At 74.1% G+C, this 12971-nt stretch carries 10 protein-coding genes; 3 read left to right on the top strand and 7 right to left on the bottom strand.

Going from position 1 to position 12971, the window contains the following annotated elements; translation table 11 throughout:
* Positions 1-74: 74 nt before the first annotated feature.
* From trpA to trpD, 4 genes are read right to left on the bottom strand one after another with little or no spacing between them, the layout of a single operon-like run.
* Positions 75-899: a tryptophan synthase subunit alpha gene (gene trpA / locus WMF42_RS05900; protein WP_081426989.1), complete on the bottom strand. Its 825-nt coding sequence runs from the start codon at positions 897-899 to the stop codon at positions 75-77.
* The gene (gene trpB, locus WMF42_RS05895; protein ID WP_437690736.1) at positions 896-2089 is read right to left on the bottom strand and encodes a tryptophan synthase subunit beta; all 1194 of its coding nucleotides are present in this window, start codon (positions 2087-2089) and stop codon (positions 896-898) included. The genes trpA and trpB overlap by 4 nt, the downstream gene beginning before the upstream one ends.
* A gap of 56 nt (positions 2090-2145) precedes the next feature.
* Positions 2146-3612 (bottom strand): bifunctional indole-3-glycerol-phosphate synthase TrpC/phosphoribosylanthranilate isomerase TrpF, encoded by a 1467-nt coding sequence (gene trpCF, locus WMF42_RS05890; protein ID WP_437690734.1) that lies wholly within the window; start codon positions 3610-3612, stop codon positions 2146-2148.
* A complete protein-coding gene (trpD, locus tag WMF42_RS05885; protein WP_437694212.1) occupies positions 3605-4648 on the bottom strand; it encodes an anthranilate phosphoribosyltransferase in 1044 nt (347 codons plus the stop codon). Before trpD ends, trpCF begins: the two co-directional genes overlap by 8 nt.
* Positions 4649-5189: 541 nt before the next feature.
* Here trpD and WMF42_RS05880 point away from each other — a divergent pair.
* Entirely contained in the window at positions 5190-5444 is a 255-nt protein-coding gene (locus tag WMF42_RS05880) for a hypothetical protein (RefSeq protein ID WP_155798980.1), read from the top strand.
* A gap of 93 nt (positions 5445-5537) precedes the next feature.
* On the opposite strand, the gene WMF42_RS05875 is transcribed toward WMF42_RS05880, so the two are convergent.
* From WMF42_RS05875 to WMF42_RS05865, 3 genes are all read right to left on the bottom strand, one after another.
* Positions 5538-6449, bottom strand: a complete 912-nt coding sequence (locus tag WMF42_RS05875; RefSeq protein WP_437690732.1) for a hypothetical protein — start codon at positions 6447-6449, stop codon at positions 5538-5540.
* Positions 6446-8473 carry a redoxin domain-containing protein gene (locus tag WMF42_RS05870; RefSeq protein ID WP_437690730.1) on the bottom strand — a complete coding sequence of 676 codons (2028 nt, stop codon included), beginning with the start codon at positions 8471-8473 and terminating at the stop codon, positions 6446-6448. The genes WMF42_RS05875 and WMF42_RS05870 overlap by 4 nt, the downstream gene beginning before the upstream one ends.
* 134 nt (positions 8474-8607) lie before the next feature.
* On the bottom strand, positions 8608-9195 hold the full coding sequence (locus tag WMF42_RS05865; protein ID WP_437690728.1) for a Uma2 family endonuclease: 588 nt from the start codon (positions 9193-9195) through the stop codon (positions 8608-8610).
* Between the two features lie 245 nt (positions 9196-9440).
* On the opposite strand from WMF42_RS05865, the gene WMF42_RS05860 reads away from it, so the two are divergent.
* Both WMF42_RS05860 and WMF42_RS05855 read left to right on the top strand, forming a co-directional pair.
* On the top strand, positions 9441-11822 hold the full coding sequence (locus WMF42_RS05860) for a sulfatase-like hydrolase/transferase (protein WP_437690726.1): 2382 nt from the start codon (positions 9441-9443) through the stop codon (positions 11820-11822).
* A 17-nt stretch (positions 11823-11839) separates the two neighbouring features.
* Positions 11840-12931 carry a formylglycine-generating enzyme family protein gene (locus WMF42_RS05855; RefSeq protein WP_437690724.1) on the top strand — a complete coding sequence of 364 codons (1092 nt, stop codon included), beginning with the start codon at positions 11840-11842 and terminating at the stop codon, positions 12929-12931.
* Positions 12932-12971: the final 40 nt, after the last annotated feature.

Here is a 12971-nt window from a genome sequence, read left to right as displayed (position 1 = left end):
AGCCGCGCGGCCGCTGCAGGGAGCGCGGCTCGCCCCGCGGCGAGCCGCCCGCGGACCGCGGCGGGCAGCGCCGCTCAGCGCGCCGTGGCCGCCTTCATCTCCCGGACGAAGCCCGCGACCGAGCGCGCGGCCGCCTCGGGATCCCCGAGGTTCGCGGCGACCCGCTGGACGACAGCGGACCCGCTGACGACGCCGAACGCCCCGGCGCCGAGGGCGGCGCGCACGTGCTCGGGCTTGGAGATGCCGAACCCGAGGATCGCCGGCGGCGCGCCGAACCGGCGCAGCGTCTCGAAGAGCGTCCCGTGGCTGAGCTGGAGCTGCTCGTCGGCCCCGGTCACGCCCTTGCGCGTCACGCAGTAGGTGTACGCGGCGCACCGCTCCGCGAGCCGCTGCAGCGTCGCCTCCGAGGCGTTGAGCGGCGCGATCAGCACCGGCGCGACGCCCACCGCGCGCGCCGCCGCCACGTAGGGATCCGACTCCCGCACGGGCACGTCGGCGACGAGCACGCTGTCGACCCCGGCCGCGGCCACCGAGGCGTAGAAGCCGTCGAGATCGCGGTGCTTCACCAGGTTCGCGTACGTCAGGATGCCGACAGGCACCTCGGGCGCCTCCGCCCGGAACCGCCCGAGGAGCTCGATGCAGTCCGACGGCCGCACGCCCGCCGCGAGCGCCCGCACGGCGGCGGCCTGGATCGTCGGGCCGTCCGCGATCGGGTCCGAGAACGGGATCCCGACCTCGATCGCGTCCGCCCCGCCCTCCACGGCCGCGCGCAGCAGCCGCGCGCTCGTGGCGAGGTCGGGGTCCCCGAGCATCAGGAACGGGATGAACGCCCCCTCGCCCCGCTGCCGCAGCCGATCGAATGCGCGATCGTAGCGCGTCGTCATCGCCTCCCGACTCATGTCGACCTCCCGGGATCGAGCAGCTTCTGCGCCTGCTCCATGTCCTTGTCTCCGCGCCCCGACAGGTTCACGACGAGCACCGCCTCGCGCCCTGCCTGCGCCGCCTCCGCCGCCATCCTCAGCGCGTGCGCGATCGCGTGCGCCGACTCGAACGCCGGGATGATGCCCTCGCTCCGCGCGAGCTTCTGGAACGCGTCGAGCGCCTCGGCGTCGGTCGCCGCCACGTAGGTCGCCCGGCCCGACGTCATGAGGTGCGCGTGCTCCGGCCCGACGCCGGGGTAGTCGAGCCCCGCCGAGACGGAGTGCGTCTCGGCGACCTGCCCGTGCTCGTCCTGGAGGATGTAGGTCTCCGACCCGTGCAGCACGCCCGGACGGCCCTTGAGGAGCGTCGCGCCGTGCCTGTCGGTCGAGAGCCCGTGCCCGGCGGGCTCGACGCCGATCAGCGCGACGCCCTTGTCCGGGATGAACTCGGAGAAGATGCCCATCGCGTTGCTGCCGCCGCCCACGCACGCGACAACCGCGTCGGGCAGGCGCCCCTCGGTCTCCAGGATCTGGGCCCGCGCCTCGCGGCCGATCACCCACTGGAAGTCGCGCACGATCGTGGGGAACGGGTGGGGCCCGGCCACGGTCCCGATGAGGTAGTGCGTGTCCTCGTAGCTCTCGGTCCAGTAGCGCAGCGCCTCGTTGAGGGCGTCCTTCAGCGTCTGCGTGCCCGAGCTCACCGGCACCACCTCGGCCCCCATGAGGCGCATCCGGAAGACGTTGAGCCGCTGCCGCTCGACGTCCTTCGCGCCCATGTAGATGCGCGTGGGCATCCCGAGCAGGGCCCCGATCATCGCCGTCGCGACGCCGTGCTGGCCCGCCCCGGTCTCGGCGATGAGCCGCTTCTTGCCCATGCGCCGCGCGAGCAGCCCCTGGCCGAGCGCCTGGTTCGTCTTGTGGGCGCCGCCGTGGAGCAGGTCCTCGCGCTTGAGGTACACCTTCACGCGCGGATCGCCGGTCAGGTTGCGGCACAGGGTGAGCGGCGTCGGGCGCCCCGCGTAGGTCGTCAGCAGCGCGTTGAACTCCGCCGCGAACGACGGATCGCCGCGCGCCTCCAGGTACGCGCGCTCGAGCTGCTCGAGCGCGGGCACGAGGATCTCCGGGACATAGGCGCCGCCGAAGGCGCCAAAGCGACCGCTTTGCTGCATGGTGATTGCCTCGATCGTCGATGTGCGTGGTGCGTTGTGCGTCGTGGAAGATGCGGTCAGGGTGAAGCGCTGTCCGCCGGGCCCGCGGGGTCGGGGTCGTGGCGCGAGGGGCCGCGCGCGCCGTCGAACAGCCGCACGAGCAGGTCGGCGCACTTCGCGCCGGGCGCGCTCTCGACCCCCGAGCTCACGTCGAGCGCCCACGTCCCCACCCGGCGCGCCGCGGCGATGTTCTCCGGGTTGAGCCCGCCCGCGAGCAGGCTCCGCGCCCGCGCCGGGTGGCCCTCGATCGCGCTCCAGGTGAACGTCCGGCCGGTGCCGCCCCGCGCCTGCGCTGTGCGCGTGTCGAAGACGAGCCGGTCGGCGCTGCGCTCGGCCTCGGCGCCCGCGCCGGCGTCGCCCGCCGCGCCCGCTGCCTCGCCGGAAGGCGCCATCGGGACCGCCTTCCAGACCTCGCACCCCTCGGGCAGCGCGCGCCGCAGCGCCTCGACGAACGCGGCGTCCTCGTCGCCGTGGAGCTGCACGGCGCGGAGCCCGAGCCCGCGCGCCGTGTCGGCGACGAAGTCCGCGGGTTGATTGAGGAAAACGCCGACGAAGGGCAGCCCCGCCGCGGTGGCGACGACGACCTCGGCCTGCTCGCGGGTGACCCGCCGCGGCGACGCCTCGGCGAAGACGAGGCCGCCGAAGCGCGCGCCGAGCCGCTCCACCTCGCGCGAGTCCCCGGGCCGGGTCAGGCCGCAGACCTTCACCCGGCCGTTCACGAGCGCGCGCGCGGCGTCCGCGATGTCGGGGCTGCGCATGAGCGACGTGCCGACGAGGAACCCGTCGACCGAGCGCGCGAGCCGCTCCACGTGGGCGCGCGACTCGACGCCCGACTCCGCGATGACGATCCGGTCGCGCGGCACCCGCGGGGCGAGCCGCTCCGAGACGGCGAGATCGACCTTGAGCGTCTTCAGATCGCGGTTGTTGATGCCGATCACGGGCGCCGGCAGCGCGAGCGCGCGGTCGAGCTCCGCCTCGTCGTGGACCTCGACCAGGCAATCCATGCCGAGCGCCTCGGCGGCGCCGAGGCACAGGAGCGCTGTCGCGTCGTCCAGCACCGACAGCATGAGCAGGATCGCGTCCGCGCCGTGCGCCCGCGCCTCGACCACCTGGTAGGGCGTCACGACGAAGTCCTTGCAGAGGATCGGGACGTCCAGGACCGCGCGCACGGCCTGGAGGATCTCGAAGCTGCCCTGGAAGAAGGGCTCGTCGGTCAGCACGCTCACCGCGTCGGCGACGCCGTAGTACGCGGCGGCGACGGCGCGCGGGTCGAAGTCCGGCCGGATCAGCCCCTCGGACGGGGACGCCTTCTTGCACTCCAGGACGAACCGCGCGCCCGGCGCGGACAGCGCGCGCCGGAGGCTCCGCGACGTGGGCGAGGCCTTCGCCCTGAGGCCGGCGAGCGGGGTCCGCCGCTCGCGCTCGGCGACGTCCGCCCGTTTCCTCTCCACGATGCGCGCGAGGACATTGCTCTGCTCAGCCATGATGCGCCTCCTTCCGCGCTTCCTGGGTCGCATCCCGGCTGAGCGCCACGAAGCGCGTGAGCCGCTCGCCCGCCCGGCCCGACCGCAGCGCGTCGAGCGCCACGGCCGTCCCCTCGCGCAGGCTGTCGGCGCGCCCGCCGATCCAGAGCAGCGCGCCCGCGTTGATCGCGACGGCGTCGGTGTGCGCGGGCTCGCCGCGGCCGGCGAGGAGGTTGCGGAGCCACGCCGCGTTGGCCTCCGGGCCGGCGCCCCGGAGCGCCTCGAGCGGCGCGGGCGCGACCCCGGCGTCGGTCGGCTCGATCGTGATCTCCTCGACGACCCCGTCGCGGAGCCGGGCCGCGCGGGTCGGGGCGTGCAGGGCGATCTCGTCGAGCCCGCCGCCGTGGACGACGAGGGCGGCCTGGCAGCCGAGCATCCCGAGCGTGCGCGCGGCGGGGACGACGAGCTCCGGATCGTAGATGCCCATCACCTGGATGGGCGGCGCGCTCGGGTTCACGAGCGGGCCGAGCAGGTTCATGATGGTGCGCACCTTGAGGGCGCGGCGCACGGGCATCGCGTGGCGGAGCCCCGCGTGGTACTGCGGCGCGAAGAGGAAGCAGAACCCGACCTCGTCGAGGGCCCGGCGCGAGACCTCGGCGGACGGGTCGAGGCGAGCGCCGAGCGCCTCGAGCGCGTCGGCGGAGCCGCACTGGGAGGAGACCGAGCGATTGCCGTGCTTGGCGATCGGCAGCCCCCCTTCGGCGGCGACGAAGCCGACGGCTGTCGACACGTTGACGGTGGACTGCCCGTCCCCGCCGGTGCCGCAGCAATCGGCGTACGCGTAGGCCGGCCGCGCGAACGGCGCCGACGCCCCCCGGAGGGCGCGCGCGGCGCCCGCGATCTCGGCGGGGGTCTCGCCCTTCGCCTTGAGCGCGACGAGCAGCGCCGAGAGCTCGATCTCGGTCAGCGCCCCCGCGACGACGTCGCGGAAGAGCGCCTCGGTCTGCTCCGCCGAGAGGTCCACGCCCGCGCAGAGCGCATCGATCACTGCATGCAACATGGTTCGCTCCTCATGTTCACGGCCGTTCTGGCAGACACTGCTCCTCGAGACTCGAACATCGGACTGCGGCGCCCTGCATACCGGACAAAAACGAAAAGGCCCACCGTTGTTCGGCGGGCCCTCTTTCTTCTTTCTTCAGGTCGGCCTCCCCGCAGGGAGGCGCGTTACCCGTCGTGAGGGCCCGCCGCGGTAGACCACCAGCGCCACCAGCGAAGCCCTGCGGCCGCGCGCACGGCGGAGCCGAGGACGAACGCCTCGGAGCCGGAGCGAGCGCAGGACGCGGTGAGCGCGCGGTGCATGCGGGAAACATAGCTTGCGGTCGCGCGCGGGGTCAAGCGGGTTCGCGGCGGTTCCCGCTTCGCAGGTTCTGCCTGTCTTCCGGCGATGGCGACATGGCGGCGATGGCGACGAGGCGCGGGGTTGTCCACGGCGCGCGGGGCGCGTGGCTGCGTGCGGCGGTGCCGTGTGGCCCTGAGCGTCTGGCGATGTCCTCGCCGTCGGGAGGCGGGTGTGCGGGACAGACACGCTGTCAAAGGCAGTGAGACGAGGGATATCGAGCGTCGCCTCGACAAGGCACTGCGCCTGCGCATCGACGGCCAGCGTCGCCGAGCTCCGGGCGCGCGGCAGCGTGCTCTGGCTGGCGTTCGCGCCGCTCGCCAGGGACGCGACAGCGGAGGGCTCGATCCTCGATCGGGCGCGCGCGCTCGGCCCGGGCGAGGTCGAGGACGCGCTGCTCGACCTCGAGGGCGACGCGCTGGTGCGCTGGCTCGCCGAGCCGGCGCGCCGGTCGTGAGCGTTGCTGCTGTCGGCGCTCGGCTGCGGCCCCTCGGCGCGATCTGCTCCGTGCTCGAGGAGCGCAGCCAAGCGCCCTCCAGAGGCGTCCGCGTTACCTGGAGATCACGATCCAGGTCAGCTCGTCGATCCCGGCGCCCGGCGCCGTCGTGACGACAGCGCCGTCGGCCTCGCCGGCGACCGGCGCCGAGAGCGCGCCGTCGTACTCGCTCAGGGTCCGGAAGCGCACGGGCGTCCCGGGCGCCATATCCGAGGGGGCCTGAACCGCGATCGGCGAGCCGCTCGTCGTCGCGAACGGGTACAGCGCGTAGACGGCCACGATCTCCTCGCCGCCGAGATCGGGGAGCGGCGGCACGCGCTCCGGCGGGATTCGCCGGGCCGCGATGTCGTGGAGGGACGCGCCGGGCGGCGGGGCGAGATCGGCGCGGTTCACGGTGAGCTGGAGCCCGTCGCCGACCTCCAGGACCTGCGGATCGCCGCTGCTCGGGCCGAGGAGGGCGCCCGCGGGCAGGTCCGGCACGAAGAGCGACCCGACGTCGACGGTGACGGCGTCGAGGAAGCGCAGCGGGAACATGGTCACGCCCCGGCGCGGCGTCGTTCCCGCGTCCTCCATCGATTTCACAACGAAATCGACCGGCACCTCCGCGTCGCAGAGAAAGGTGAAGCGGCCGTCCGCCGCCGTGTTGTCCGAGTAGCAGACCCTTGTGTTGCACAGCAGCACGGAGGCCCCGCCGATGGGCTGCCCGGCTTCGTCCTCGAGCACGCCGGTCACGCCCGGCCCCGCCGGAGCGCCGCCCGCGCCGAGGCCGCCCGCCGCGCCGCCTCCGCCTCCGCCTGTCGCCGCGCCGCCTTCCCCTTCCCCGCCCCCGCCCACGGTGGCTCCGCCTCCAGCGCCGCCGCCCGTCGTTGCGCCGCCGGCGTCCCCCGCCCCGCTGGTCGAGCCGCCGCCGCCATCGCAGGCGGACGCGACGACCGCGACCAGCACGAGCAGCGTGCGGCGCTTCATTCGGCCAGCGCCTGCTCGATCACCGCCGTCATGGCGTCCGGATCGTATTCGTGGCTGGCATACCGGACGATGCCGTCCTTGCCGACGATCACGTCGACAGGGAACGGGTTGGGCCCAGGGAAGTTGGATGTCACGGCGGCGTAGGTGCTCGCCGTCTCCTCGATCCCGAGCGGGAAGGTGACCTTGATGTTGTCGCCGTACGCCTGCACCTGACCGATCTGGTCGACCGACTCCCGCGGGTTGAGGGCGACGATCTGCAGCCCTTGGTCCTTGTACTTCCGCCAGAACCGCTCCTCGGTGTCCGGCAGGTGGTTGGCGCAGACAGGGCAGAAGGTGGCAAAGTAGGTGAGCAAGAGGACGCTCCCGGACGACGCCTCCGAGGTCCATGTCGTGCCGTCCAGCATCGTGCCCACGGTCGCGGGCAGCGGCGCCCCGACGGTCACGCCGGGCGCATTGCCGACGAGGTACGCCTTGCGCACCGGGGCCGCGGGGTCGTCGGAGACGACGTGCAGATAGCCGATCTCCTGGTCCGTCGCCGAGGCGAGGTAGGTCAGCGCGAGCTCGATCGTCTCGCCGGGCTGGATCCGGGCCTGGCGCGGCGCGACGCTGAAGGCCGAGCCGCTGATCCAGCTGTCCACGAGCGTGAGCGGCGCCGTCCCCTGGTTCGTTACCTCGAGCGGGACGGTCTTCCTGCCCCCGACGGCGACCTGGCCGAAGTCGATCCTGGCGGCGGCCTCCGGGAGGCGGATGTTGGGGGCGACGCGCTCCGGCTCGAGGCGGTAAGAATACGGGTTCTCCCAGGTGCCGATGAACACGTCCTGCCCTCGCGCGGCGACGCCGAAGGTGCGCATCGTCGGGAGCTCGCGATCCGGATCGTCGTACTCGAACTCCCTCGGGATGCGCACGGCCGCCACGAAGGTCGGCGTCGCCGGCGTGGACACGTCGTAGACGCGCACGTCGTTCCACGCGGCGACGAAGAGGCGACCCTCGGAGTACGCCAGGCGGAGCGGCGTCCCGGGCATCTCGGCGCGGCCGACGACGACAGGGCTCTCGAGGTCCGAGATGTCGACCACGGCGACGCCCGCCGACCCCGCCGCCACATAGGCGAAGTCGCCGTCGACGACGACGCCCTTGGCCTGGCCGCCGGTGGCCACGCGCCCGAGCTCGACCGGCTTCGTCGGGTCCGTCGCGTCGACAGTGACGAGCCCGTCCACGCCGTCGGCGACGAACACGTGGTTGTCGCGCGCGGCGATGCCCCACGCATTGGTGAAGCCGCCCAGGCTCCCGACGCGCGTGAAGCCTGTCGCGCTGTCATGGTTGTAGACGCCGAGGCCATTTCCGTGCAGCCCCACGAAGATGTTGTGGTTCGCGACGTCGATGCCCTCGTAGCTGATCCCCTGCTCCTGCAGGACGTCGAGCTGCACCGGCGCCTCGGGGTCGCTGATGTCCCAGCCGCTGAGGAAAGCCGGGTTCCGGATGTTGCCGAGGTGCGTGGTGAAGACGAGGTTGTCGTCCCACGCGAGGTGCTTGCAGCCGGGGGCGCGGGAATCGTCGGGGATCGCGTGCTTGAGCCCCCCCGCGAGCACCTCCATGTCGGCGGGGTCCTTCGCGTCGATGACGTTGAACGTGTAGCTGCAATTGAGGAGCAGGCCGTCCTCGCGGAGGCGCACCTCATCGGTGTGGCTCCCGACCTCGTGCAGGCTCTGGAGCTGCACGAGAGGGCTCAGAAAATGGCCGGGCTGGAGCGCGGTCGGGACGCATTCGCCCTCGACGTCCTCCGTGCCCTCACCGCAGGTGAGGCCAGGGCTCGTCGCCGCCGGCACGCAAGCGCCGTCGGCCTCCTCCGTGCCCTCGCCGCAGGTGACGCCGGGGCTCGTCGCCGCCGGCACACAGGCGCCGTCGACCTCCTCCGTGCCGGGGCCGCAGGACAGCCCGGCCCCGCTCGCAGGGTCGTCGTCGGCGCATGCGGACGAGGCGACAATGACCAGCGCGAGGAGAGCGGCGCGACGTCGTAGCAGCGTCATCGAGAAGCTCCTTGAAATGAGGCGAAGATCGGGCGCGCACGCGGCCGCGCGCAGCGTCGCAGGGAAGGATAGAGGTCGCCAGGGGGGGCCGGGCAAGGAGATACCCGTTTACCGACGCCTCCTGAACCGCAGCGCTACTCCTCGTCCGGGTCGTCCCCGAAGAGCACCCCGACGGACCCCTCGATCGCATCGAACGGCTCTGCCCTGACCCGGTCGCCCCGCTCTGCGGTGAGCACGTTCAGATAGCCATCCGGCATCCAGCGATAGACGGTGAGCACCTCGTTCATCGGATCCACGATCCAGTAATGAGGCACCTGGCACCGCTGGTACGTGCGCTGCTTCTTCACGAGGTCGTTGCGCGTGTTCGACGGGCTCAGCACCTCGCAGACCCAGTCGGGCCGCACGAGGATCGGCGTCTTCTCGGGCAGCTCGGGGAGCCGCTCGCGCCGCCAGCCCACCACGTCGGGGCGGTAGACATCGTGCTCCTCGAGCTGGACCTCGACCTCGGTGGCGAGCCACCACCCCCCGGGCCAGCGACCTCCCGGTCTCCGGTTGTAGGGCCTGAACACGAGCCCGGCGAGCGACGCCTGGGCGCCGCCGTGCTTCGGCGAGGGCATCGCCTTCGGGACGAGCTCGCCGCTGATGATCTCGTGGAAGCGCTGCGCCTCCGGGATGGCCAGCAGATCCGCGATCGTGGCGAGCTTGCGCGCGGGGAGCGACACGGCCCCTGCATCGTGCCGTAGCCGCCCGCATGCCGCCAGCGCCGCGCCCCATCCACGGCGGGCGACCTCGAGCCCCGGCGCGCGATCCCTCGCCTCCTGCACCCCCACCCCATCCGCTCCCGCAGGATACTTTCCGACCCCGTCGACCGATGGTAGGCCCCGGACATCCCCCAGGGCGCACGACCTCGCGGCCAGGCGCGACACGCCCTCGCGAGGCGCCGCGCGGCCCGCCCCCCTGTGTGCCCATGATCACCGCCGAACCAGGTCCCCCGCCGCCGCCGAGCGCCGCCGGCGCTCATGACAGCGTCCCGCCTCGATCGCCGAGCGGGCCGCCCCCCCACCCGGGCGCGCCGCCCGCGCGGTCCGCTCCCCCGCCAGCGCGGTCGGCCCCCCCGCCGCCGCGCCACGGCGCCTGGACCACCCGCCTCGGCGAGGCGTGCGTGCTCGGCCTCGGCGTCGCGTCGCTCTCCGCCGTGCCGACCGCGCTGCGCACCGCCCGCGCCGGAGCGTCGTTCCTCGACGGGCTCCTCGTCGGCACCGCGGTCCTGCTCCCGCTCGTCACGCTCGCGCTCATCCTCTCGCGCGCCGCCGGCCGCGGCTTCCGCGGCATCGTCGGCGCCGGCGGCGAGCGCCTCGCCGTCCTCCGCGTCGCCCTGTGGATCGGCGTGGCCCTGCCGGTGCTCGCCGCCCTCGCCGCCCTCCTCAAGGCCGCGACCCACCACCGCGGCCTCGCCGGCGCCACCTTCGGCGTCCTCGGCCTCGCCGGCGTCGCGGCCGCGGCGCTCCTCACCCAGCGCCTCGTCGCCCTCGGCGACCGCCTCGCCGCCCGCGGCGTGAAGCCGTGGATCCTCGCCGTCGCCGGCGCCGCCATCGGCGTCCTGCCGCTCATCGCCGCCTTCGCGCCCCTCGCCGCCTTCGCGGGCAACACCACCGGCGACGCGGGCGCCGCCGTGCGCGCCGCCATCGTCGACGGCGCCATCGCGCTCGTGGCGACAGCGCTCGTCTCCAGCGTCGACCTCAGCGCCGCTGTCGGCCGCGTCGCCGGCCTCGCGGGCGTCCCGCTCGCCGCCCTGGTCCTCATGACAGCGACAGCGCGCGTCGAGTCGTTCCCCCCGCTCGGCCAGGCCGTGCGCGCCGGCGGCGGCCTCGCGGCCACCCTCTTCGTCGCGCTCGAGCAGTGGACCGACCGCGACGGCGACGGCATGGGCTCGCACTTCGGCGGCCTGGACTGCGACGAGGGCGACCCCGCCCGGTACCACGGCGCGCAGGACATCCCGGGCGACGGCATCGATCAGGACTGCAGCGGCGGCGCCCAGGGCGACGCTCCCCGCCCCGCCATGGCGCTCGCGGGCGCCCCTGCCAGCGCCCCGCCGGCCGCCCCCGCCGCCCCGCCCCCGCACGCGCCCGCGGCCACCGCGCCCGCGGCCGGGGACGACAGCGGCGCCGTCGTCCCGGCCGTCCTGACCCGGACCACCACCTCCTCCGGCGCCGTCATGCCCGCCGCCGTCACGGCCCCTGCCCTCTCCGCCCCGGAGCGCCCCGACATCCTCCTCGTCACCCTCGACACGGTCCGCGCCGATCACACGTCGGCCTACGGCTACGGCCGCGACACCACCCCGCGCCTCGCCGAGCTCGCGTCCCGCGGCGTGCTGTTCGAGCGCGCCTACGCCGCCTCGAGCGAGATGCAGCGGGCCATCTCGCCCCTCGTCACCGGCCGCCGCCTGAACCGGGCGGCGCGCGATCGCCGCGCGTGGCCCACGCTGCTGCCCGAGAACGACACCCTGGCGGAGCGCATGAAGCGCGCCGGCTACCTCACCGCCGCGGTCAGCTCGTTCACGTGGATCAGCCAGGAGCGCGGCTTCGACCAGGGCTTCGACCGCTTCGAGACCGTCCACGGCGAGGCCCACCCCGAGCGCGAGGCCACCGGCCACCTCGCCGTCAAGAAGGCCATCGACCTGCTCGCCGGCCACGCCCAGCGCGCCCAGCCGATCTTCCTCTGGCTCCACCTCTTCGACGCGCACGAGCGCTACATCGCCCACCCCGGCATCCGCTTCGGCTCCGGCAGGACGGCGGCCTACGACGGCGAGATCGCCTACGTCGACCGCCAGCTCGGCGCGCTGATCGACGCCGTGGCCGCGGGCCCGCGCGCCGGCCGCACCGCGATCCTCGTCCACGGCGCCCAGGGCGAGGGCCTCGGCGAGCACGGCCCCGTCGGGCACGGCGTCGAGCTCTTCGAGGAGGTGATCCGCGTCCCGCTCGTCGTCGCCCTCCCCGGCGCCGCCCCGGGCCGCTACCCGCACCCGGTGAGCACCGTCGACATCGCGCCCACCGTCCTCGACCTCGGCGGCGCCGAGACCACGGCCGTCGAGGGCAGCTCCCTCGCCGCGATCGCGGCCGGCGCCGAGCGCGCGCCCCGCGGGCCTGTGTTCGCCCGCACCGCCCGCCGCTCGGCGCTCATCGACGGCCACCTCAAGCTGATCGTGGCGCACCGCAAGAAGCGCGACAGGCTCTTCCTGTTCGATCTCGAGGGCGACCCCCGCGAGACCCGCGACCTCTCCGGCGAGCGCCCCGGCGACGCCGCGCGCCTCCGAGAAAAGTTGTCTGCCTTCGAGTCTCCCGCGCAGTAAAGTTACTGCGAGGGAGCATGCACCGATCTGCCCATCCGACGCGGAAGCCCGCGCCTGCCCGCGCGAGGGCGCTGCGCGCCGCGATCGCTGTCGGCTTCGCCCTGGGCCTCGCCTCGCTCGCGCTGCTCGTCGTGCGGCTCGCCAGCGCGCCGTCGGTGCCGCTGACGCTCAGCGCGGGCGCCATCACCGGCGCGCTGCCGCGGCGGCTCCGGTTCGAGTGGCGCCTCGTGCGCGACCGCCACTGGCAGATCGCGTCGTCGCCCGTCGCGTCGCGCGACGCGACCGACCAGATCGAGGGCAACCGCGGCGTCTGCCCGACGGGCATGGTCGAGGTCTCCGGCCTCATGAAGCTCGACCCGGCGCCGAAGGCCCAGGGCGACCTCCGCACCATCGACGAGATGCAGCGGACCACCTGCAAGCACTGGATCAGCCGGGACTACCCCGAGCGCTGCGCCGAGTTCGATCGCGAGCGATGGCTCCTGATGTCGAGGGATCTCGACACGAGGCCGATGCACTTCTGCATGGATCGCTACGAGTATCCCAACCAGAAGGGCGTCTATCCGGTCATCCTCGTCTCGTTCTACGAGGCGGCCGAGCTCTGCGCCGAGGAGGGCAAGCGCCTCTGCGACGAGGCGGAGTGGACCTTCGCCTGCGAGGGAGAGGAGGCGCGCCCCTATCCCTACGGCTATGTCCGCGACCCCGAGGCCTGCGTCGTCGACCAGCCGTGGAAGCCGTACATCGAGACAGCGCTCCGCCCGCGGGGCGGCCCGGCCGCCATGGCCGAGATGGATCGGCTCTGGCAGGGCAAGCCGTCTGGCGCGCAGCCCCGCTGCCGGAGCCCGTTCGGCGTCCACGACATGACAGGCAACATCGACGAGTGGACCCGCTCCGTCCGCGAGGGCGAGCGCCCCTCCATCCTGAAGGGCGGCTACTGGGGCCCGGTCCGCACGCGCTGCCGCCCCTCGACGCGCTCGCACGACGAGAACCACATGTTCTATCAGCAGGGCTTCCGCTGCTGCGCCGACCACGACGCGGCGCGCGCCGCGCCCGCGGAGCGCGCCGTCACCGGCGACCCGGCCGCCGCCCCGCTGCCGCGCGAGCTCCGCTGACGCGCCCGCCGGCCCCTCGCGTCGAGGCGCCGCGCGGTCG

Source organism: Sorangium sp. So ce176, from assembly GCF_051519835.1.
Lineage (GTDB): Bacteria > Myxococcota_A > Polyangia > Polyangiales > Polyangiaceae > Sorangium > Sorangium cellulosum_G.
This window is presented reverse-complemented; position numbering and strand designations above follow the sequence as displayed.